Source organism: Cytobacillus sp. C11.1, assembly GCF_058145115.1.
This window is the reverse complement of sequence record NZ_CM176935.1, coordinates 2,633,687-2,655,298: the sequence shown is the minus strand read 5'-3', so window position 1 is coordinate 2,655,298 and position 21,612 is coordinate 2,633,687. Positions and strand designations below refer to the sequence as shown.

At 40.7% G+C, this 21,612-nt stretch carries 20 protein-coding genes; 3 read left to right on the top strand and 17 right to left on the bottom strand.

Annotated features, from left to right (window positions below; all coding sequences use genetic code 11):
* Positions 1-68: 68 nt before the first annotated feature.
* From AC3ZVC_RS13210 to ku, 6 genes are all read right to left on the bottom strand, one after another.
* On the bottom strand, positions 69-1,733 hold the full coding sequence (locus AC3ZVC_RS13210; protein WP_490063712.1) for a glycerol-3-phosphate dehydrogenase/oxidase: 1,665 nt from the start codon (positions 1,731-1,733) through the stop codon (positions 69-71).
* 183 nt (positions 1,734-1,916) lie between these two features.
* Entirely contained in the window at positions 1,917-3,407 is a 1,491-nt protein-coding gene (gene glpK / locus AC3ZVC_RS13205) for a glycerol kinase GlpK (RefSeq protein WP_490063711.1), read from the bottom strand.
* 35 nt (positions 3,408-3,442) lie between these two features.
* Positions 3,443-4,267 carry an MIP/aquaporin family protein gene (locus tag AC3ZVC_RS13200; protein ID WP_490063710.1) on the bottom strand — a complete coding sequence of 275 codons (825 nt, stop codon included), beginning with the start codon at positions 4,265-4,267 and terminating at the stop codon, positions 3,443-3,445.
* Between the two features lie 188 nt (positions 4,268-4,455).
* Entirely contained in the window at positions 4,456-5,001 is a 546-nt protein-coding gene (locus AC3ZVC_RS13195; protein ID WP_490063709.1) for a glycerol-3-phosphate responsive antiterminator, read from the bottom strand.
* A gap of 66 nt (positions 5,002-5,067) precedes the next feature.
* Positions 5,068-5,727, bottom strand: a complete 660-nt coding sequence (locus AC3ZVC_RS13190; RefSeq protein WP_490063708.1) for a phosphatase PAP2 family protein — start codon at positions 5,725-5,727, stop codon at positions 5,068-5,070.
* Positions 5,728-6,071: 344 nt separating this feature from the next.
* The gene (gene ku / locus AC3ZVC_RS13185; RefSeq protein ID WP_490063707.1) at positions 6,072-6,926 is read right to left on the bottom strand and encodes a non-homologous end joining protein Ku; all 855 of its coding nucleotides are present in this window, start codon (positions 6,924-6,926) and stop codon (positions 6,072-6,074) included.
* A 145-nt stretch (positions 6,927-7,071) separates the two neighbouring features.
* On the opposite strand from ku, the gene AC3ZVC_RS13180 reads away from it, so the two are divergent.
* Complete coding sequence (locus AC3ZVC_RS13180; RefSeq protein ID WP_490063706.1) at positions 7,072-8,910, top strand: DNA ligase D; 1,839 nt, start codon at positions 7,072-7,074, stop codon at positions 8,908-8,910.
* A 15-nt stretch (positions 8,911-8,925) separates the two neighbouring features.
* On the opposite strand, the gene dapF is transcribed toward AC3ZVC_RS13180, so the two are convergent.
* On the bottom strand, positions 8,926-9,909 hold the full coding sequence (gene dapF, locus AC3ZVC_RS13175) for a diaminopimelate epimerase (protein ID WP_490063705.1): 984 nt from the start codon (positions 9,907-9,909) through the stop codon (positions 8,926-8,928).
* Positions 9,910-10,020: 111 nt separating this feature from the next.
* Between dapF and AC3ZVC_RS13170 the strand changes: the two genes are divergently transcribed.
* The gene (locus AC3ZVC_RS13170) at positions 10,021-10,326 is read left to right on the top strand and encodes a hypothetical protein (protein ID WP_490063704.1); all 306 of its coding nucleotides are present in this window, start codon (positions 10,021-10,023) and stop codon (positions 10,324-10,326) included.
* A 120-nt stretch (positions 10,327-10,446) separates the two neighbouring features.
* Here AC3ZVC_RS13170 and AC3ZVC_RS13165 read toward each other — a convergent pair whose 3' ends face one another.
* The 7 genes from AC3ZVC_RS13165 to AC3ZVC_RS13135 all read right to left on the bottom strand — a co-directional run bounded on the left by AC3ZVC_RS13165 (position 10,447) and on the right by AC3ZVC_RS13135 (position 17,275).
* Positions 10,447-11,691: an EAL and HDOD domain-containing protein gene (locus AC3ZVC_RS13165; RefSeq protein WP_490063703.1), complete on the bottom strand. Its 1,245-nt coding sequence runs from the start codon at positions 11,689-11,691 to the stop codon at positions 10,447-10,449.
* A 258-nt stretch (positions 11,692-11,949) separates the two neighbouring features.
* Positions 11,950-13,248, bottom strand: a complete 1,299-nt coding sequence (locus AC3ZVC_RS13160) for an NCS2 family permease (RefSeq protein ID WP_490063702.1) — start codon at positions 13,246-13,248, stop codon at positions 11,950-11,952.
* Between the two features lie 332 nt (positions 13,249-13,580).
* Positions 13,581-14,051, bottom strand: a complete 471-nt coding sequence (gene ribH, locus AC3ZVC_RS13155) for a 6,7-dimethyl-8-ribityllumazine synthase (RefSeq protein ID WP_214728955.1) — start codon at positions 14,049-14,051, stop codon at positions 13,581-13,583.
* 15 nt (positions 14,052-14,066) lie between these two features.
* The gene (locus AC3ZVC_RS13150) at positions 14,067-15,260 is read right to left on the bottom strand and encodes a bifunctional 3,4-dihydroxy-2-butanone-4-phosphate synthase/GTP cyclohydrolase II (RefSeq protein ID WP_490063701.1); all 1,194 of its coding nucleotides are present in this window, start codon (positions 15,258-15,260) and stop codon (positions 14,067-14,069) included.
* Between the two features lie 30 nt (positions 15,261-15,290).
* A complete protein-coding gene (gene ribE, locus AC3ZVC_RS13145; protein WP_490063700.1) occupies positions 15,291-15,944 on the bottom strand; it encodes a riboflavin synthase in 654 nt (217 codons plus the stop codon).
* Entirely contained in the window at positions 15,944-17,041 is a 1,098-nt protein-coding gene (gene ribD, locus AC3ZVC_RS13140) for a bifunctional diaminohydroxyphosphoribosylaminopyrimidine deaminase/5-amino-6-(5-phosphoribosylamino)uracil reductase RibD (protein WP_490063699.1), read from the bottom strand. Before ribD ends, ribE begins: the two co-directional genes overlap by 1 nt.
* A gap of 45 nt (positions 17,042-17,086) precedes the next feature.
* A complete protein-coding gene (locus tag AC3ZVC_RS13135) occupies positions 17,087-17,275 on the bottom strand; it encodes a hypothetical protein (RefSeq protein WP_490063698.1) in 189 nt (62 codons plus the stop codon).
* Positions 17,276-17,626: 351 nt separating this feature from the next.
* Between AC3ZVC_RS13135 and AC3ZVC_RS13130 the strand changes: the two genes are divergently transcribed.
* A complete protein-coding gene (locus AC3ZVC_RS13130; RefSeq protein ID WP_490063697.1) occupies positions 17,627-18,430 on the top strand; it encodes an EcsC family protein in 804 nt (267 codons plus the stop codon).
* 42 nt (positions 18,431-18,472) lie between these two features.
* Here the strand turns inward: AC3ZVC_RS13130 and AC3ZVC_RS13125 are convergent, their stop codons facing one another.
* The 3 genes from AC3ZVC_RS13125 to AC3ZVC_RS13115 form a co-directional block, all read right to left on the bottom strand.
* Entirely contained in the window at positions 18,473-19,048 is a 576-nt protein-coding gene (locus AC3ZVC_RS13125; protein ID WP_490063696.1) for a TlpA disulfide reductase family protein, read from the bottom strand.
* A 98-nt stretch (positions 19,049-19,146) separates the two neighbouring features.
* Positions 19,147-19,935: a hypothetical protein gene (locus AC3ZVC_RS13120; protein ID WP_490063695.1), complete on the bottom strand. Its 789-nt coding sequence runs from the start codon at positions 19,933-19,935 to the stop codon at positions 19,147-19,149.
* Positions 19,936-20,242: 307 nt separating this feature from the next.
* Complete coding sequence (locus tag AC3ZVC_RS13115; RefSeq protein WP_490063694.1) at positions 20,243-21,583, bottom strand: S8 family peptidase; 1,341 nt, start codon at positions 21,581-21,583, stop codon at positions 20,243-20,245.
* Positions 21,584-21,612 lie beyond the last annotated feature (29 nt).

The following is a 21,612-nucleotide window of genomic DNA, read 5'->3' as shown; positions in this document are numbered from 1 at the left end:
TTTGCTTAAAAAGCAGCAAAGTTTGCAAAAAAACAGCCTTAAAGAAAAAACTCCCCAAAAGGAGAGTTTTAGTTTTGGTCTGCCGGAATTGCAGCAAATCGGATTTCCTGATTTAGCTGTTGTTCAAAATTCTTTTTTTCGGATGAATCCCATATAAAGGAATCGGCCATATATTCTATAACCTTATCTTGATAAGTTCTTACGGTTTCGATATCAAAGAGAAGAGCACCTGTTCTGCGGTTAAAGAAATCGACAGGCGTTGCTGCCATTTCATGCTCAACAGCATATTTTAACTTTGCCCATAATACAGTTGGCAATCCAAACTTCTTTGCTTCGCTTCCTTTTTCCTCAATCATTTTAAAAATAATAGGTACATTTGAACCGTACATTTGAACAAGGTGAGAGGACTCTTCTTTTGTTAAGCCTATAGCTGTCCCTTTATCTGTCTGGAAACCAATGAATTCTTTAAATTTACTTGAGCCACCAACATTCCCGCCTGAAATAGGCAGATTCTTCGTTACACTGCTCGTGTAAGCCTGCTTAAATTCCTGTTTGAATTTATCTGCAAGCAGATCGACAATGGTCTCGGCCATTTTACGATATCCTGTTAGTTTGCCTCCTGCGATTGTCAGCAGTCCTGTTTCTGATTCCCAAATTTCATCCTTGCGGGAAATTTCAGAAGGGTCCTTTCCCTCCTCCCAAATAAGCGGACGTACTCCAGCCCAGCTGGATTCAATATCATTTTCTGTAACTTTTACAGAAGGAAACATAAAATTGATAGCATTTATGATGTATGTTCTGTCACTTGTCGTCATTTTCGGGTTAACCGGGTCTGAATCATAAAAAGTATCCGTTGTGCCCACATAGGTTTTTCCATCTCTTGGTATGGCAAAAACCATCCTTTTATCTGGTGTATCAAAATACACAGCCTGTTTTAAAGGGAATTTCGACTGGTCCATTACAAGGTGAACCCCTTTTGTCAGCCGCAATGTTTTGCCGCTTTTCGAACCATCTTTCTCACGAATGGAGTCTACCCAGGGACCAGCTGCATTGATAACTTTCTTTGCTTTTAGTTCATGCTGTTTACCTGTTAGCTGATCTGCAGCCGCGACACCGCACACTATACCCTTTTCGTCATATAGCAGCTTTTCAACTTTCAGATAGTTAACAGGCACGGCACCCTTTTCAGCAGCAGCTTTCATCACTTCAATCGTTAATCGCGCATCATCTGTCCGATATTCCACATAATACCCGCCGCCTTTTAATCCTTCTTTTTTAACAAGCGGTTCTTTAGCAAGTGTTTCATGCACAGATAGCATGCTTCTGCGTTCAGACTTTTTAACTCCTGCTAAAAAGTCGTACACTCTTAAGCCAATTGAGGTGCTGAATTTGCCAAAAGTGCCGCCCTTATGCATTGGAAGCAGCATCCACTCCGGAGTGGTAACATGCGGTCCGTTTTCATAGACGATTGCACGCTCTTTACCAACTTCCGCAACCATTCTTACTTCAAATTGTTTTAAATATCTTAAACCGCCATGTACCAGTTTGGTAGAGCGGCTGGAAGTCCCTGCCGCAAAATCCTGCATTTCCACAAGTGCTGTCTTCATTCCCCGCGTTGCTGCATCAAGGGCTATCCCTGCTCCTGTGATACCGCCTCCAATAATCAGGACATCGAATTTTTCAGAAGTCAGTTTATTTATCATTTCATTACGATTTAAATTTGAAAATGTCATTGCTGTCTCCTCCTTAATGAAAGGCTAGCCTGTATTCTTACTACCCTTTATTTGCAGGGAATAAAAAAGAGACCACAAAATACATTATCGATTAGCCGATAATGATTTTGTGGTCTCTCCGCATCTCCTGCCGAACTATTAACTTGATTTCATTGTAACATAAATTAGTCTATTTGAGTACTTTTATTTAAATGCGATCGCGGCCTTGACTGCTTTTTTCCATCCTCCATAAAGAATATTACGGACTTCCTCTTCCATTGATGGGTTAAATGATTTATCTATTGCCCATTGCTCAGAGATTTCCTCCTGGGAATTCCAATAACCGACAGCCAAGCCAGCTAGGTAAGCTGCTCCCAGGGCTGTTGTTTCATTGATATTAGGTCTTTCAACAGGAACATTTAATATATCAGACTGGAAGTCCATTAAGAAATTATTCTTAACGGCTCCACCATCTACACGGAGCGTTCTTAGCTCAATGCCTGAATCCGCTTCCATAGCAGATAAAACATCCTTCGTCTGATAAGCAAGTGATTCCAGAGTTGCGCGAATAAAATGCTCCTTGGACGTCCCGCGAGTCACTCCGAATATTGCACCGCGTACATCACTATCCCAGTACGGTGTCCCCAGGCCCACAAACGCAGGTACAACGTACACACCATCAGTAGAGTCCACTTTCTTCGCATAGCTTTCGCTGTCTTTTGCATCCTTGAGCATTCGCATTCCATCACGGAGCCATTGAATAGCAGATCCCGCAACAAAAATACTTCCTTCAAGTGCATATTCAATTTTTCCATCAAGGCCCCATGCAATGGTAGTTAAAAGGCCATGTTCCGAACGGACTGCTTTTTCGCCCGTATTCATTAGCATAAAACAGCCTGTTCCGTATGTGTTTTTGGCCATCCCTTTTTCAAAGCACGCTTGTCCGAATAATGCTGCCTGCTGGTCTCCTGCTGCTCCTGCAATCGGAATTTCCTTCCCAAAGAAATGATAATCAACCGTATGGGCATATAATTCCGAGGAAGGCTTTACCTCAGGAAGCATTGACTTAGGAACCCCTAAAATTTCAAGCAGCTCTTCATCCCATTGTAAATCATAAATATTAAACATAAGCGTGCGGGAAGCATTGGAATAATCAGTTACATGCGCTTTACCGCCAGATAACTTCCAAATCAGCCAAGTATCAATTGTTCCGAATAATAATTTCCCCTGTTCAGCTCTTTCACGCGCTCCTTCTACATGTTCCAAGATCCACTTTACTTTCGTTCCAGAAAAGTAAGCATCAATTAGAAGTCCTGTTTTTTCCCGGAATAAATCATTATATCCTTTTTCCTTTAAATCATCACAAATGCCGCTTGTTTGCCGCGATTGCCATACGATAGCGTTATAAACTGGAACACCTGTTTCCTTATCCCAGACAACGGTTGTTTCACGCTGGTTTGTGATCCCGATGCCGGCAATTTGTTCAGGTTTGACTCCAGATTCTGAAAGGACGCCAGCAATAACAGATAATATTGAGCCCCATATCTCATTCGCGTTATGCTCTACCCAGCCCGGCTTTGGAAAATGCTGAGTGAATTCTTTTTGAGCAGTATGCACAGTTTCACCTTTTTTATTAAACAGAATTGCACGTGAACTTGTAGTTCCCTGATCTAAAGATAAAATATACTTTTCCATTATAACGCTCCCCCAATTATTTTAAATAATATGTTTTAGGCTGCCACTTTCGAAGAATCCGTTTCTGCTGGCTGCTTTTTTCCTAAAGTATATGAAAGAATTAATACTATTATATTAACAGCAATCACTCCCCATAACATTCCTGAAGTTTTGCCTGCGAACATAAATTGGTAGAACACAGAGCCAAGTGCACCTCCAAGGACCGGACCGGCGACGGGTACCCATGCATATCCCCAATTTGACTTCCCCTTACCCGGAATCGGCAGCAGGAAGTGAGCAATGCGAGGGCCTAGATCACGGGCCGGATTGATTGCATAACCTGTAGTTCCCCCAAGGGACATCCCGATAACGACTATAAGGAGACCAACAGCAATTGGGTTTAACCCTTCAGTAAATTGATTGGCTCCTATAAACAGCAAGCCTAATACAAGAATAAAAGTACCAATGATTTCACTTAATAGATTAGAAAATGTATGCGGAATCGCAGGGCTTGTAGAAAAGACAGCAAGCTTCGCACCCTGGTCTTCGGTTTCTTTCCAATGCGGCAGGTAATGCAGGAAAACGAGAACGCCTCCTAAAAAGCCGCCAATCAGCTGGGCAATTATATAGCCAGGCACATCCGCCCAAGGAAAGTCGCCATTAAGGGCTAAACCAATTGTTACAGCCGGATTTAAATGAGCACCGCTAATCGATCCGACTGCAAAAACACCCATAGTTACCGCAAGGCCCCATGCAATGGTGATGACAATCCAGCCGCCATTAAATGAGAAGGTCTTTTTTAAATTCGCCCCTGCTACAACGCCTCCTCCAAAAAGAATCAAGATCATTGTTCCAATTACTTCTCCCATAAAAGCAGACATCTTAAAAATCCCCTTTCCCTTAATATGTGTATCGGAAAATAAAAAAAGGAGATCCACGACAGAATAAACCCTGAAAGGCTAAACTGTGTGAATCTCCTAATCTCCGACACGTGAATTAACTTGTTAAATAGAGTATACAAGCCTATGAAAACGTTGTCAATTGCACATCAATTATTTTTAAAATTATTTTATGAGAAAATTTCCCATAGTTCCACCTTGGAGGTAGTAATCGCTGCAGCTCCCGCATCAAGAGCATTTAATACTTCTTCTTTTGAACGGATTAGACCGCCTGCAAAAATTGGCGTATTCAAGCGTTCATTCACTTCTTTTATCATCCAAGGCATTGCCCCCGGCAAAACCTCTATATAATCAGGTTTTGTTTTTTCTAACAGCTTATAGCTTTTCTCAAGAGCGTGTGAATCAATAAGGAAAATTCTCTGGACCGCGACAACCCCTTTTTGCTTCGCCTTTAGAATGACACTGGACTTCGTGGAGATCAACCCGTATGGCTTAAATTCCTGGCATATGTATTCAGTTGCATAATCATCACTCTTAATTCCATGGATCAGATCTACATGATAGATCATTTTTTTTTGATGTTCTTTTGCCATCTGTGAAACATGCTTTAGCTGAGAGATATGAATGTCGAGAAAAACCCCTATTTCATATGGGCATTTCAGGAACTTTTCAAACTCTTTCATGTTTGAAGAAGCAGGCAAAATCTTTTGATTCATTTTTTCCACTCCCGTTTCCGTTATTCTCCCAATGTTATAAGGAAAGTGAGCAATTCTCAATACTTATTACAAATTTTTGCGGAATTCATAATATCGGAATCCTATTATCATGATTGTCAGCCATACACCGCCTGCAGCAAAACCTGCAATTACATCACTCGGAAAATGCACTCCCAAATAAATACGGCTTAGTCCGATTGCGATTATAAAAAAGCTCAGCAGCAGAACCCACGCAGCCTTCCATCTTCTTCTCTTTGCCAGATGGACAATCATATAAGCAAGAGAACCATAAAAAATAAATGAACCCATCGAGTGCCCACTCGGAAAACTGAACCCCTGTTCCTCAATCAGAGGCTTGATATCGGGGCGCTCCCTTTTAAAAATCCACTTTAATAATATATTGAAAAGCGCGCCAACTCCCGATGAAATAACCATAAAAAGTGCTAAAGAGCGCTTTTTAAAAATAAACAGCAGGACTGCCGCTATTATGACAGCAAATGCCAGCCACTTTACAGAGCCGAGAAAAGTAATCACTTGCATGAGCTCCGTAAGTCGCGGAGATATAAAAGCTTGAACATAGTCAATCACCCGCTCATCAAAACGGACGAGCTCTTTCTCTCGCAATTCATCAACAATCTCAATAAACAGAAACAAAAACACGCCAAGAATAGCTGCTGCCGATGCAATATAAATAATATTTTTTAAAGTTAACGTCTTCCAACTCATACGCACAAATCCTTTTTAGTTATAGGATTACCACAAAGTCGGGGGAAGTGAACGTGATTTTGGATTTTTATAAGAAGAAAAAGAATTTGTGGATTCACTCCATTTGACGTTCACTATCTTTTCATGCAATTTATTAACGATGAATAACTCTCCCTTTCTCTTTTTCGACTCCATGGGCACTATTCGCGGCCTTCAGTTCCCTTCAGGTTTCTATTTCCGTTCTTCGGTGAAAAATGGTGCTTCCGTTTTGGTATTCAAAAAATATAGTACATTTACTATAAAAAACCGATTTTACTTAAAGTAAAACCGGTTAAATATTTATCGCATGCGGGTATTCTAGTGAATTAAGCTTGTTTTTTCACTTTTGCCTTTGCTGTTGCTCGTTTCTTTTTAGCTGCCGGTTTTTTCGCTGTTTCCTTTTCGGCAGGCTTTGTTTTATCAATGGATGCCTGCAGGGCAGCCATAAGATCGGTAACATTGGTGGCTGGTTCTTTTTCAACTGGTGTAACAATTTCTTTTCCAGTTCGTTTGGCTTCAATGAGTTCGAGAAGCGCAGTCCGGTAATCATCATTATATTTTTCAGGCTGGAATTCGGAAGTTAACTGGTCAATCAGCATGATCGCAGTATCGATTTCTTTATCAGTTACTTTATCTTCTGCTGGTACATTTGGAACATCTGCCGCTTTACGCACTTCGTCCGGATAATGAATTGTTTCCATAACCAGTGTATTTTCATATACACGGACAACTGCCAGCTGTTCCTTTGATCGAATGATAATTTTTGCCAAACCTACTTTTTCGGAATCCTCAAGCGCTTTTCTTAATAATGAATAAGCCTTTCCCCCTCCATCTCCTGGGGACATAAAATACGTACGGTTAAAATAAATAGGATCAATTTCCTGGATTTTAACAAAGTCCATAATCTCTACAGCTTTATCTTCATTTTCCTGTTTTAGCTTTTCGAGATCCTCGTCCTCTAATACCACAAATTTTCCTTTGGTGTATTCGTAGGCTTTCACAATATCCTCATTTTTGATTTCCACTTCGCAAACAGGACACGTCTTTTCGTACTTAATTGGCGAGTGGCACTCTTTATGAAGATTTCTCAGCTTTATATCTTTATCCTCTGTAGCGGCATGAAGCTTAATCGGTATGTTAACAAGCCCAAAGCTGATGCTTCCTTTCCACATTGTATGCATAGTAAAACTCCATTCTCATTATGTTTTATGTACTCTTAATTTGTGTTTTAACAATTTAGCACATACCCTAAAAGAATTGGAAACAGAGTAGTTTTTGCGGAAAAGGTAAAACTAACTTGGACTATCCGCAAGGAGGCCAATTTTAATGAAACCAATGCTTCCTACATTAACTTTTGATGTACCCCAAGGCGAGGAGTGGCTGTTTGAAGCGAAGTATGACGGATTCAGGGCGATTCTGGACTGGGATAAGGAAATCACCCTGACAAGCAGAAATGATAAACCATTATTAGACTTATTCCCTGAAATAAAAGCATTTTTAGAACAAAACAAAGTTAAGTTTGAGCCCTTTCTTCCGCTCACATTAGATGGTGAATTGGTTTATTTAGAAAACGCCTTTAAAGCTCATTTTGGTTCCATTCAGGTACGAGGGAGAATGAGATCAGAAAAGAAGATTGCTGAAAAAGCAAAATCTGCCCCCTGCCGCCTGCTTATTTTTGATGTCCTGATGCTAAAAGGAAAAAAAATAAGCAATCAGGAGTATCTTTTCAGAAAAGGGGAACTCGAGTCACTTTTTAAAGAGTGTGATCTTCCTTTGAAACCTGATGAGACTAATCCGAAGCTTATTCAATTAATACCTAATTATCAGAGCTTTAATGAACTATGGGAAAAAGTTGTTCTTCATGACGGTGAAGGCATAGTGGCAAAACAAACAAAAAATCATTGGGAGGAAGGCAAAAGATCTTCTTTATGGTTAAAATTTAAAAATTGGAAGTATGTCTCGTGCATCATTACCGCCTACGAAAAGTCGAATGGCTACTTTTATGCAGGCGTATTACAAGATGAAAAAATCTATCCGATCGGACAGTTTATCTTTGGCTTAAAACCTGATGAAAAACAAGCTTTATTCCAAATAATCAAAGATAATAAAACAGATGAAGACAGCCGATTTATTTATGTGGAACCGGCGATCTGCGTGGAAGTTAAATATCTGGAGATCTATGAAGAGCAAATGCGCGAACCCCACTTCCATAAATTCCGTTTTGATCTTAAGCCTGATGATTGCACATATGATAAATTTATACAGCATCAAAAGAACCTGCCGCAAGAAATAGAAATTACACATCCCGATAAGCCTTTATGGGAAACGCCTTCTGTACAAAAAATCGATTATATACATTTTTTGCGGGAGATCGCTCCCTATATGCTGCCATTTTTGAAAAACCGGCTGCTTACCGTAATCCGTTACCCGCATGGCATTTTCGGAGAACCATTTTATCAGAAAAATTGCCCGGATTACGCACCAGATTTTGTAGAAACACAAATGGCTGAAGGCATTAACTATATCGTTTGCAATAATTTAAAGACGCTTCTTTGGCTCGGAAACCAGCTGGCATTTGAATACCATATTCCGTTTAAAACGATTCAAAGCAAGGGTCCAAGCGAGATTGTATTTGATTTGGATCCACCTTCAAGGGATGCCTTTTCTCTTGCGATCAAAGCGGCTTTATATATTAAAGAGGTGCTGGATCACTTGGAGCTGATTAGTTTTATCAAAACATCAGGCAATAAAGGCCTGCAAATATATATCCCATTGCCTGAAAATACGTATTCCTTTGATGAAACGCGCCTGTTTACTGAATTTATAGCCGAATATCTTGTCTCCAAAGATCCGGATTCCTTCACAACTGAACGAATGAAAAAAAACCGGGGCGGCCGCCTTTATGTGGATTATATCCAGCATGCGGAAGGGAAGACGATTATCGCCCCTTATTCAGCAAGAGGACACAAAGCAGCAACCGTCGCCACCCCTTTATTTTGGGAAGAGGTGAATGAGCGTTTAACGATGGAACAATTTCAAATACCCAATTTAATGATACGGATTAACAGTGGCGGGGACCCCTTCCAATCCTATTTTCAGACAAAAAATATTCAGAACTTCTTTCCGGTGCTCGACTTTTTAAAGCAACAGAAAAGAAAAGGATAAGGCCTATGCCTTATCCTACATCCATTCCTTTAAAAATTGCTGCGCAAATTCCTGTAGCTTTGCATACTGTTTTATTTCTTCAGCGAATTCCACTTTTGGCGAAAGAGTAAACTCAGCCGGATTTTCCATATTCACATCCGCTTCAGCGCGATATACGTAGCTGGCATTCCCGATTAAGTCGATATGCTGCCTGCCGTTTTTCTCATGAACGACACAGCGTACTTTCCCTCCGTTATTGTAAACTTCAACGGGTTCCTCTATTTCATTAAGGCCATTCATGCACGTAACAAGAGTTGAAGCAGACATTGCCGTTCCGCAAGCATTAGTAAAGCCAACACCTCGCTCAAAGGTACGGACATAGATATGGCCTTTTTTCAATGGTTTAACAAAACTGACATTTACCCCGTCAGGGAAAAATTCATTCGGTCCATTCAAGTATTCGCTAATCTTTTTTTGCAAATCGGAAGAAAGATGCTCCCTATCAACAATTGAAACAAAATGAGGATTCGGGACTGCTAAAGCTGTAAAAGTTAATTCCTCAGAAATTTTGCTGATTTTTTCATTGATTAGTGTTTCTTTTTCAAGATTAAGCGGCAGATCACCCAAGTTAAAAGACACCGGCGAAATCTCTACCAGGTAGGTCGGAATATCTTCAAAAATATCTTCCTGCTTTTTCACCTGCAGATTCGCTTTCATCGTCTCAATGATCGCTTCTTTCAAACCAAGAAGCTCACATACATATCGGGCCACACAGCGCAGCCCATTTCCGCACATTGAAGCTTCAGAACCGTCCGGATTGAACACTCTCATCCGTGCGTCTGCCTTTTCACTTTTCAATACAAAAAGAATACCATCAGCACCAAGGTCAGTACTGCGATCACACAACGCCTTTGCCAGCTCGGCCCGCTGCCCTTCTGAAAAGTCATATGTGTTAGAAATTTCATCTATAATAAAGAAATCATTTCCTGAACCGTGGCATTTAATAAGGTCGATCTTCAAAATAAAACCTCCAAACCAATTCTGAATAACTTATAGTAAGAGTGCCATAAAACCGTTTATTATTCAATAATAGTTTTCTATATTATATTAATAATATACTATTTGGAGAATATGATTCTTATGTTGCATCCCAGGGAGCTGACTGCCATAAACACTGAGCTTTATAAATTTAAATTTTTTATCCAGCGAACTGAAGACTGGGACAGCCACAATAATGAGAAGACGGCCTTCATTGAAGCAACAGCAGTCTTTAATAAAGCTCCTGTATTTGAGGGAGTGATCCGGGTACAATTCAATGACTATGGAGTTTTTCCTTTTCCCCAAGATCTTACTGCTGCTGAACTTCCCTCTTCTGTTAAAAGAAAGATGGCAACTGAAATAAAAAGATATATCCGGCCGCAAAAACCGTTTTTATAAAACGCCCTGTTAAATTTTCCTGTTTAATTCTGCTCCAATCAACAGGCTTTTGAAACCAGCAATGAGCTTTACTACAGCCTTATGAAAGAAGCCTGCAGAAAGTCCCCTGCAGGCGTTCTATTATTGAAAAATTTTTTCAGGGTTAAGTAATTTATTGGACCAATTCAATGATTCAGCATAAATTTTAAAAAGGTCTTTTTCATCAATGTTCATTTTCTTGCATTTTTCGCTGATTGTGCCCCATTTAGCTTTTTCCAATGCAATCGCAAGGTCAAGGACCTCTTTCAGCATATTGTTCTTTCCGTTCAAAGCTTCGCAAATATCATCCTGCAGAGGAAGATCTGCTAAAAATTGATTCATCGGAATGCTAAGCAGTGAATCCATTAATGAAAACATCCCTGTCATGAAATAGCTGGATGAAGGGTTTTTGCCGGACCTTAACCTTTCAATCTCCTCGCACATTTTCGCTCGTGTCATTGACAATCTTATTGCTTCTTCTGCCATTTCAGACTTTTGGCTGGTCGATTCCCTCACAGCCAATACATAGATCCATTTTTCTAGTTCAATAAGTCCAAGAAGAACAATTGCCTGACGAATTGAATTAATTTTTTGCTTTGGCCTGTATGCCGGTGAGTTTATTAATTTTAGCAGTTTATATGAAAGAGAAATATCTCTTTCAATTAGCTCTGTAATACGGTCAAGGCTTGGATCTGCGCTGGAAAGGCTTTGTATCATTTCATAATAAGAGTGAAAATATGCAGGTACATCATGTGTAGACATGATAACAGGCTTGGAAAAGAAATAACCTTGAAAATAATCGTAGCCCTTTCTTCTCGCTTCTTCATATTCTTCTCTAGTTTCTACCTTTTCGGCTACCATTTTAATATCCAGCTTTTTAACGAGCAGTTCAATTTTTTCCCGTATCTCCCTAGGAGTATGCAGGAAATCCACCTTGATAATGTCCGCATATTTTAAAAGCTCGCTTGCAAAAGGATTGCCTTCATTAAAAACGAAATCATCAAGAGCGATCTGATAGCCAAGCCCTTTAATGTCTTTGCATATGCCGACCAGCTCCTCGCTGGGTTCAACTGTTTCCAGTATTTCAACGACGATCTCCCGTGGCCTGAAATAGGTAGGCAGCCTGTATTTAAGCAATTTTTCGGTAAAATTTATAAAGCATGGCTTGCCGTCTGAAAGCTGGTCAATCCCAATGTTTAAAAAACTATTAATAATGACCTCCGCTGTTGCCTGATCTCCATTTATGTTAGGAAAAGCATTATCCTGATTGTTTCTGTAAAGAAGTTCATAGCCAAAAACCTCTTCTTTTACATTAAATATAGGCTGCCTCGCAACAAATACTTCCATCCTTATACCTCCGGGAACTAAACTACTGCCGTATTTTGTGTTCTCATTCTATACAAACAACTTTTATAAGTCTGTCGAAACTTGTTGAAACAACAAAAATTTTTAAGTTTTCCAAAAATTTATTCTTTTTTCACTGTAAAATGCGTACATCATGTCATTTAGTGAATTATTGCATTGAACAAGGGGATGAAAGGAAAGGAGAATTGCCAATAGCCTATATGAAAAAAGATGCCCTTTTCCGGGCATCCTTTTACTATATTAACTTATGACATGAAAAACAAAGTTAAACAAGAACAGCGCAGCAATTACATATAACGCAACGGAGACTTCCTTTGCTCTTCCAATTGAAATCTTTAGTATCGGATAAAGAATAAAGCCAATAGCGATTCCATCTGCGATACTGTATGTGAAAGGGATCATAGCGATGATAAAGATAGCCGGGAAACTTTCACTCATATCCTTTAAATCAAGGTTACGGATGTTTTGGAGCATTAATCCGCCAATAATAATTAAAATTGGCGCAATGGCACTATTTGGAATTAACTTTATGATCGGGATAAAGAATGCCGATAACAGAAACAACAAACCTGTTGTTACAGTAGTCAGCCCAGTCCGACCCCCTGCTGCCATGCTGGCTGCACTTTCAACAGTCGAAACAGTCGGGCTTGTTCCGAAGATACCGGATAGCAAAGCTGAAACCGAGTTTGCCTGAAACGCGCGGGAAAACTGTTCGGGTCTCTTGATGAAGCCTACATGCCCATGAACCAATCCGATATTTTCAAATACAAGAACCATTGTCAAAGAAAAGACAGCAATCCAAAAAGTAATGGAAAGAATATTATCAAATGACATCGCTCCAAAGACTTCCATATAATCAGAAACCGAGAACGATTTTTCTTCTGTGCTTTGCACATTTATAAGGCCAAAAACCCATGCAATAAAAGTGCCTGCAACAACCGTAATCAAAAAGTTGCCAGGTACATTGCGCATAAATAATATGATTGCAAGCAAGAAGGTTAATATGGTTGCGAGCACCTGCGGATCTCCAAGTTCGCCAAGAGCAATAATGGAGTTTGTACCTTTTTCAACTATACCGCCTTTTTCAAGTCCGATCAGCATTAAGAAAAGACCCAATCCAACTGTGATCGCTTCTTTAAGTGATTGTGGAATGGATTCGCTTAATGTCTTTGCAAAACGTGAGAACGCTACGAAAACAAAGATAAGACCCGAAATAAAAACAACAGCCAATGCTTCCTCCCAGGAAAGACCCATGGATTGGACCATTGTATAGGAAAATAATGCATTTATCCCCATACCAGGTACAAGAAGGATCGGAACGTTGGCCCAGAAGCCCATTATCAGACAGCCGACAACTGATGTTAAAATGGTTGCCAGAATAGCAGCTTCCAATGGTATTCCTGCTTCTGAGAGAATTAGGGAGTTAACAGCAATAATATAGACAATTGTAAAAAAGCCTATTGCTCCAGCCATAACTTCCCTTTTTACATTTGTTCCGTTTGAATTTAGCTGAAAAAGCTGGTTAAGCCACTTATTCATATATACTACCTATCTATTCAATTAGCCCTCTCCCTACCCGCTCTCCCCGATAAGCTGGCCTCTTCATGCGAAGAGGAGCCTTAAAATCAGGTGAGCCACAAGACTATATTTTAACAAAAAATATGAAGCTTGCCAATAGAAAGGTCAGACGTCTATTCAGATAAAGTGCACTTTCATCAGTATGAGCCTTTTTCCCAATGATGGCTAGCTGAAGCTAGTAGAAAACGGGCACTCAGACATCGCACAGGGAAAGCTGCGGCAGCGCTTCATCGCAAAGTGAAACGCGACAGCTTTCCCCTAAATAAGCCTTTGAAGCAAGGGATTACTGCCCATTAATCTGCGAGCTGTTTGTACAAGTTGCCCATTTCAATAGCGCCGACAGCTGCTTCATATCCTTTATTTCCAGCTTTTGTGCCTGCACGCTCAATAGCCTGTTCAATTGTGTCGGTTGTTAGGACACCGAATATTACAGGTACGCCGCTTTGCATTGCAGTTGATGCTACCCCTTTTGCCACTTCACCGCTGACATAATCAAAGTGAGGAGTTGCTCCGCGGATAACTGTTCCAAGTGTAATAACGGCATCATATTTACCTGATTCTGATAGCTTCTTGGCTGCAAGCGGAATTTCAAATGCTCCCGGAACCCAGACAACTGTAACATCTTCTTCATTTACACCATGGCGCTTAAGCGCATCTTCTGCTCCGCTTAAAAGCTTGCCTGTAATAAATTCATTAAAACGGGAAACCACGATCGCCATTTTTAATCCTGTTCCTACTAAATGTCCTTCAATTACTTTTTTCATCTCTTTATCGCTCCCTTAAAATTGTAATAAATGTCCCAGCTTAGACTTTTTCGTTTTTAAGTAAATTTCATTTTCTGTTTTGGAAGGCATCTGCAGCGGTACACGTTCAACTACCTCTAGTCCATAGCCTCCCAAACCTGCTATTTTCCGCGGATTATTAGTTAAAAGCCGCATTTTCTTTACACCTAAATCTCTAAGGATTTGAGCTCCGACTCCATAATCACGGAGGTCATCCTTGAAGCCCAGCTTATGATTGGCTTCGACAGTATCATAGCCTTCTTCTTGAAGCTTATATGCCTTCATTTTATTAATCAGGCCGATGCCCCGGCCTTCCTGCCTCATATAAAGGAGAATCCCTGTCCCTTCTTCTTCAATCTGTTTTAAGGCCGCTTCAAGTTGAGGTCCGCAGTCACAGCGGTTAGAACCGAACACATCACCAGTTAGGCATTCCGAATGAACCCTAAGCAAAACCGGTTCATGCTCATTGATATCTCCCTTAACCAAAGCAACATGGTCTTTTCCATCAACAGTGTTTGTATAGCCTACAGCTCTAAAATCTCCAAACTCTGTCGGCAGCTGGATTTCCACTTCTCTTTTCACAATCGAATCATGCTTCAATCGATATTCTATCAATTGCTGAATGGTAATCATTTTCAACTCGAACTTTTCTGCCACCTTTTCTAGGTCATCGACTCTCGCCATCGTTCCGTCATCTTTCATGATTTCACAGATAATCCCGGCTGGCTTAGCACCAGCAAGACGGGCCAGGTCGACCGCAGCCTCTGTATGGCCGGCTCGCCTTAATACTCCGCCTTTTTTCGCCACTAATGGAAAGATATGTCCCGGGCGGGAAAAGTCAGAGGGAGCTGCATCTTCTTCAAGCATTTCTTTTATTGTAAAAGCCCGCTCAAACGCACTGATTCCTGTGGTGGTTTTAACATGGTCAATGCTAACAGTAAAAGCCGTTCCATGGCTGTCTGTATTCACTTCCACCATAGGGTTCAATTCCAGCTTTTCAGCCAGCTCCTCGGTTATGGGAGCGCAAATTAAACCTCTTCCTTCTTTGGCCATGAAATTGATGGTATCAGGCTTCGCATATTCGGCAATAGCCAGAAAGTCACCTTCATTTTCCCTATCTTCATCGTCACAGACAATAATGACTTTTCCTGCCTTTAAATCTTCTATAGCATCTTTAATTTCACTGAACATATCACTGCCCCCTCCTTCTGCTGCAATATTTTATAAGAAGCCATTTTCCTGCAAAAATTGCTCTGATATTCCTTGTTTAGGCGTTGCTTGTTCCTGCTGTTTATTCATAAAGGAATACAGGTATTTGGCAAGCATATCAAACTCCAGATTGACCACATCTCCCACGCTTTTGAAGCCTAGAACTGTCTCACTGGCCGTATGCGGGATGATTGATACAGTAACTGTATTCTCCTCGTTGCCAAAGACAGTCAGGGAAATGCCATCCACTGCAATAGACCCCTTCATGATAAGCAAATGGCTTAATGCAGAAGGTACAGAAATCTGTATATAGATAGCATTTTCATTCGCTGATTTTTTTAGTATCTTTCCAGTGCCATCTACATGGCCTGTCACAAAATGACCACCAAATCTGCCATTGGCTGACATCGCCCGCTCCAAATTAACTTTTGTGCGTTCTTTTATGGCTGATAGGGAAGTGCTTTTGAATGTTTCGGGCATTACATCAGCTGAAAATCCTTCATTTGTATATTCAGTTACTGTAAGGCACACGCCATTAACCGATATACTGTCCCCAAGGTGAAGATCGGATAAAATTTTGGAGGCCTGAATGGTGAGTTTCATTGCTTTTCCCTGTTGAACTACTTTTTTAACTGTGCCAAGCTCTTCGATAATTCCTGTAAACATTAATCATTCGCCTCCTTTAGAGGTTTCGCCGTAATTTTAAGATCACCGCCTAGCCTTTCAACTTTTGCAAATTCAAGGACAGGTGCGTCCTTTACAAAGTCTGCACCGCTACCCCCGACAAAAGGGATTGCTTCCTTTCCACCAATTATTTTGGGAGCCATATAAAGAATAATTTGCTGAAAGAAATTGCTCTTTATAAACGAATAGTGAACTTCTGATCCACCCTCAACAAAAAGTGTCATTATGTTCCTTTCACCCAAATCTTTTAACACATCTTTAATAGGAACATTTTTGGAAGGAAACGAGAAAATTTCCACACCAAACTTGTTGATAGCTTCTGCTTTTGATTCATCTATTTCCGAGCCTGTATAAATGATCGTTTTAACAGTCTGGTCTGTGATGACATTGGCATCAGCCGGTATTCTTAAATTTGTATCTAATATAATTCGAATGGGATTTTTTCCGCCTCGGGGCAGCCTGGCGGTTAAAAGGGGATTATCATGAATGATGGTATTTACACCTGTCAATATTGCGTCATGTTCATGCCGTAGCCGATGGACATCCTGCCTGGATTCTGGAGAGGTAATCCACTTGCTGTCACCGGTTTTTGCAGCCGTTTTTCCATCAAATGACGAGGCTGCTTTAATCGTTACGTAAGGTGTCTTTGTTTTAATAAAATGAAAAAATGGTTCATTAAGAGCGTCTGCTTCTTCTTTTAATAGCCCGGTTACAACTTCTATACCGGACTCTTGCATCCTGGCGATCCCTTTGCCCGCCACAAGCGGATTCGGATCTACCGAAGCAATAACTGCCCTTTTTATGCCTGAGTTAATAATTAAATCTGCACATGGCGGCGTCCTTCCAAAATGGCTGCACGGCTCAAGCGTAACATATATATCAGCTCCTCTGGCCTTTTCACCAGCTGCCGCAATGGCATGAACTTCGGCGTGGGGGGTACCTGCTTTCAAATGAGCGCCCATCCCTAAAATTTCACCATTTTTAACCACCACAGCTCCTACTTGGGGATTCGGGCTTGTTTGCCCTTTAGTAGCAGATGCTAAGCTTATTGCCAACTTCATATAATCAATATCGTGCACTTTACTTTCAGCCTCCTTCCTTTATTATTTCTCCAGTTATGCAATTTAAGTATTAAAAACGGCAAAACCCCGTACACCAACAAAGGAGATACGGGGCAAAAATTTCATGACTAAATAAGCGTCTAAATCATACTTTTTTAAACGCAAACTTCTAATCATTCCTTCTCCCATCCAGACTTTAACTGTCGGCTTTGGAGTTTCACCAAATCCACCGTTTTCATTAGAAAAGCGCAAGCGCCTCGCTCACCCCTGACATGCACAAGTCGAGCCTCACAGAAAGGCGTTCTTTCTTTTTGGGAGGATTGGCTTGTGACCTCGAGGGGGTAGGCGCTGGAGCTAGACAGTAATCGAATCTCAATGCTTAAACTTACTGTCTAATAACAAAACCGGGTCACGGACTAAGAGGGCGTACCCTCATCACCGCCGGTTGGGAATTTCACCCTGCCCCGAAGGAAATCCTATTCTATTATAAGAATCTTATCACGAATTATCGGAATATACAAAGAGAAATGGCTCAATAAATTGAAACTTTTGTGGCCATTGTACGTATGAATGTTATCAAGTAATTGAAAGGGCGCTAAATAGATGATAGAAACGAGAGAGCATTTAAGAATCGAGTTAAAAAAATGCGAAGACTGGGAAAAAAGCCAGGGGGACTTATGGTTTTGGGAAAAGCTTGGGCGGCTTCCTTTCAAACTCATTGACAGATTTACACCTGAATTCATTCAAAAAAAAGTTGGAGTAATTATTGATGAACTAGGCACATACATCCAATCAGGAGGCAGGTATCTTAGCTCAGTATCCTCCTTAAAAAATTATTATCCAGATCAAAATATTCATACGTTAAAGGATGTCGAAAGCCTGCCGATTGCCAGAATGGATGAAGCTGCTGCCAGGCTGTCTTCCAACCGGAAAAGAGCTGCAGCATTTCAAGGGGCAAGTACAGGGATCGGAGGCATTTTCACTCTAACGATTGATATCCCCCTCCTGCTCGGCATCCAGCTTAAAACCCTGCAGGACATTGCGATCTGTTACGGTTTCGATCCTGCTGATAAAAATGAAAGAATGTTCATCGTTAAAATATTACAATTTGTATCCTCTGATATAGTTGGCAAGAAGGCCATTTTGCAACAGCTCTCCTTGTTTGGCTCTAATGCAGGCGAACCTAAAAGAGAGGTTGTTTCTGAGCTTCAGGGATGGAGAGAGGTTGTATTTTCCTATCGTGACCAAATTGGCTGGAAAAAGCTTTTTCAAATGGTCCCGATTGCCGGGCTTCTATTTGGAGCTTTCATAAACCGCTCTGCAGTAAACGATATTGCTGAAGCTGGAATGCTGCTCTACCGTAAAAGAGCCATTCTTCATCGCCTAGAACAGGATAATCCTGAATAAAAAGCCGGAAAGCTGTTCGCAGCTCTCCGGCTTTTCCAACTGTTATGGAAGTTTCGTGATTTCCTTTTCCATATATTCCTCATTTAATGCTCCAAGAACCTTTCCTCTAATGACCCCGTCCGAATCGATAAAGTAGCTTGTAGGGTATGCAAGCACTTCGTAATCAGCACCGACAACCCCTTTTTCATCCATTGGAATGGTGAATGTTAGTCCAAGTTCTTCAACAAACTTTTCTGCGTCACCGCTGTTTTTCTCTGTATTAGTCAAATTAACTGCAACAATATCAAAATTTTCAGCTTTATATTTCTTATATAGCTTTTCCATATGAGGCATTTCTGCACGGCATGGCGGGCACCAGCTTGCCCAAAAGTTCAATAGTACCGCTTTGCCTCTGAAATCGCTTAGCTTTACCTGGTTGCCTTCCATATCTGTCAGTTCAAAATCAGGAGCAAGATTTCCTTTCTCCAATCCAACAGGCAGCTCTTTTGGATTCTCTATTTTTTCATACTTTTGCATTTGTTCAGCTTGTTCTACTACCCCTTTATCCTTAAGAATTGTTTTATCAACAATAAACAGCAATAGGACAATAACTGCCGCTCCCAGCAAAAACTTTTTCATCTGAACACCTCTATATCGATTACTATTTTCCCCGTACGTTAGCTAAATCTATCATACTATACGGGGAATAGGGAATCCACCTTTCTGCACTTGGCCTTTTAATGATTCTGATAATGAAAAATACAAGCAAAAATGGCGTAAATCCTGATTTTTTCTTCTGCAGCGACTCCTGCTTCAAAGGTAAGCACTGGTGTATTGGGATCCTTAAAACGCTGGCCCCATTCAAGCGGCATCCAGCCTTTGCGGAAGCGGGCAATTCTAATGGAGTCTTCTTTGTAAACTTGCAAATCATTATGGAAAAACCGTTTAGGAATATAGTATTTTACGCTGCTATGTATATATATTAGATTTGATCCTTCTTTTTTTAAAAATATCGTTTCCTTTGCTGAACCTTTGCAATCTAATATTTCAACTCTGTTTCTCTTAATCATAATCATGGCTACGAGAGTGTCATCATCATTAAAGATGCCCAGCTTTTTAGAAAAAAAACGATCGAAAAGATAGGGCAAGAACCATCTGATCTTCCACAAATTCATATCCCTGATTTCTCCACATCGCCTTCCTTCTGAGTTAAAGATGACCATTCTAAGGGAGGGCGCCGGCATAAAAGCAATCAAGGCAATAGACTGCGAAAGCAGTGGCTGTGCATAATGGCCGCTGCTGAGTATACTTCTTTCCACTACCTCCTCTGCTCTTTGCTTATTCAGTAAATAGGTTTGATAGCAGAAAAAACTATAAATGATAAAAGGAGTCACGATCAGAAACAAATTGGTCCGGGGAACGGCAATAATTGCATATATTAAGAAAAATGAAGGAGGAACAAGTGCTGCCAGACTGCCATTCAAAGAAATGTCAGCTGTTTTTCGATAATATTGCTGGATATTCATTGTTTAGTCTCCCTGCTTTATATGATTCTTTTATATTCTATTAATAGATTCCCGTAAAAATGAATTTTGGAAGGATTTTGTGCAGAAAATGTTGGGGATATTGCTGAATCACATTTGCTCTTGAAAAACTGAAATTCATTCGCAAATTCTCCAGTTTTATTCGTATAATTTTAGGTTTATTCGCAAGATTTATTACTTGTTCGCAAGCTCCTTCAGTTTATTCATAAAGTTCACAATTCTACCTATTTTTGGATGACCTTCAAAGCAAAAAAAAACTGACGGAATCTTCCGCCAGCTTTTTAAACTATTATTTTAATGCATTAACTGCGTTAATTAGTCCATGGCCAGATTTTGCATCATATCCTGGCTCGAAAATATCTTCTGAAGAAGACTGAATGATTTGTTTTACTTGTGCAGGCGTGATTTGGTCTTTGCCATGCTTGGCAATAATCACACCAGCCAATGCTGCGACTTTCGGAGCAGCCATGGAAGTGCCGCCTTTATAGCCATATTTTCCGCCTGGGATAGTAGCATACGCAAGGTAAGTATTGTCCCTGCCAGTTCCAGTTGCAGGATCATAGTTCGGTCCTAAGTCTCCGCCCGGAGCCATAACATCTATTTTACCCACACCGTAGTTGGAATAGAAAGCAAGGTTCTTTAAGGCTCCTCCCGCAGACACTCGGATCATCAACTGGCTGCTGGGGCTCCTGTGTGTTGCACCCGTATCAGTTCCGGAAAGCTGTCCTGGGCTCTTTAAATCAACAGCATTGTTTCCTGCAGAACCAACTACTGTTACACCTTTTTGAATGGCATATTTGATTGCTCTGTTGAACATTTGTACATCCGCAACTGTTTCACTTGTCGCATAATCAGGGTTTTGGAACCAGTCATAGCCGCCAAGGGACATGTTCACAACATCGACATTATCATCTGCAGCCGTCATTAATGCTTCTGCAATATGGGAAGTCGCTGCTCCGCCAGTAGGTCCGAATACACGGTAGGCTGCCACTTTCAGATCAGGCCCCACACCCATTGTTCTGCCTTTCGCAGCAATCGAACCGGCAACATGCGTACCATGGCTATTTTCATCCATTGCATCAGGATAGCCAGGAACAAAAGACTTTCCGTATACGTAATTATCTTTTAAATCAGGATGGGTATAGTCAATACCAGTATCAATAACACCCACTACGATATCTTCTCCAGATGCCGTTTTTCCGGTTCCTCCAGGAAGATCCCATGACTTGCCATTGTTTGTAACCTGTTTAATATCCCATTGGAGTTCGTTATATAAATCTGCACTTTCCAATGGAAGATCTGCTTCTGCCGCAGGTCCTTCCGGATAAATGACATTTTCAGCTCCAGCAGCTGATACCAGTGAAGACTTCTTCACTTCATTCAGGAAGTTAGGATTGGTGGATGTAACTTCAACAGCTCCTAATTTATCAAGCTTATTCTCTACTTGACCGCCAGCCTTCTTCACTAAATCTGTATAGCCTGCAGGAAGCTTTGATTCATCCTTGAAGACCACCAGATATTTCTTCTCAATAGATTGTGCTTGTCCAATGCTGGATGCACCAGCAAACACCGTCGATGCACACAAAGCCAAACTTAATGCGCCGGCAAAGACACTCTTTTTCATATTCATTATTTAGACCCCCTTATGATTCCTAATTT

Coding starts and splice junctions, on each gene's coding strand:
- AC3ZVC_RS13210 (WP_490063712.1), bottom strand. CDS start 1,733: ATGACATTTTCAAATTTAAATCGTAATGAAATGATAAATAAACTGACT.
- glpK (WP_490063711.1), bottom strand. CDS start 3,407: ATGGAAAAGTATATTTTATCTTTAGATCAGGGAACTACAAGTTCACGT.
- AC3ZVC_RS13200 (WP_490063710.1), bottom strand. CDS start 4,267: ATGTCTGCTTTTATGGGAGAAGTAATTGGAACAATGATCTTGATTCTT.
- AC3ZVC_RS13195 (WP_490063709.1), bottom strand. CDS start 5,001: ATGAATCAAAAGATTTTGCCTGCTTCTTCAAACATGAAAGAGTTTGAA.
- AC3ZVC_RS13190 (WP_490063708.1), bottom strand. CDS start 5,727: ATGAGTTGGAAGACGTTAACTTTAAAAAATATTATTTATATTGCATCG.
- ku (WP_490063707.1), bottom strand. CDS start 6,926: ATGCATACAATGTGGAAAGGAAGCATCAGCTTTGGGCTTGTTAACATA.
- AC3ZVC_RS13180 (WP_490063706.1), top strand. CDS start 7,072: ATGAAACCAATGCTTCCTACATTAACTTTTGATGTACCCCAAGGCGAG.
- AC3ZVC_RS13170 (WP_490063704.1), top strand. CDS start 10,021: ATGATTCTTATGTTGCATCCCAGGGAGCTGACTGCCATAAACACTGAG.
- AC3ZVC_RS13165 (WP_490063703.1), bottom strand. CDS start 11,691: ATGGAAGTATTTGTTGCGAGGCAGCCTATATTTAATGTAAAAGAAGAG.
- AC3ZVC_RS13160 (WP_490063702.1), bottom strand. CDS start 13,248: ATGAATAAGTGGCTTAACCAGCTTTTTCAGCTAAATTCAAACGGAACA.
- ribH (WP_214728955.1), bottom strand. CDS start 14,051: ATGAAAAAAGTAATTGAAGGACATTTAGTAGGAACAGGATTAAAAATG.
- AC3ZVC_RS13150 (WP_490063701.1), bottom strand. CDS start 15,260: ATGTTCAGTGAAATTAAAGATGCTATAGAAGATTTAAAGGCAGGAAAA.
- ribE (WP_490063700.1), bottom strand. CDS start 15,944: ATGTTTACAGGAATTATCGAAGAGCTTGGCACAGTTAAAAAAGTAGTT.
- AC3ZVC_RS13130 (WP_490063697.1), top strand. CDS start 17,627: ATGATAGAAACGAGAGAGCATTTAAGAATCGAGTTAAAAAAATGCGAA.
- AC3ZVC_RS13125 (WP_490063696.1), bottom strand. CDS start 19,048: ATGAAAAAGTTTTTGCTGGGAGCGGCAGTTATTGTCCTATTGCTGTTT.
- AC3ZVC_RS13120 (WP_490063695.1), bottom strand. CDS start 19,935: ATGAATATCCAGCAATATTATCGAAAAACAGCTGACATTTCTTTGAAT.
- AC3ZVC_RS13115 (WP_490063694.1), bottom strand. CDS start 21,583: ATGAATATGAAAAAGAGTGTCTTTGCCGGCGCATTAAGTTTGGCTTTG.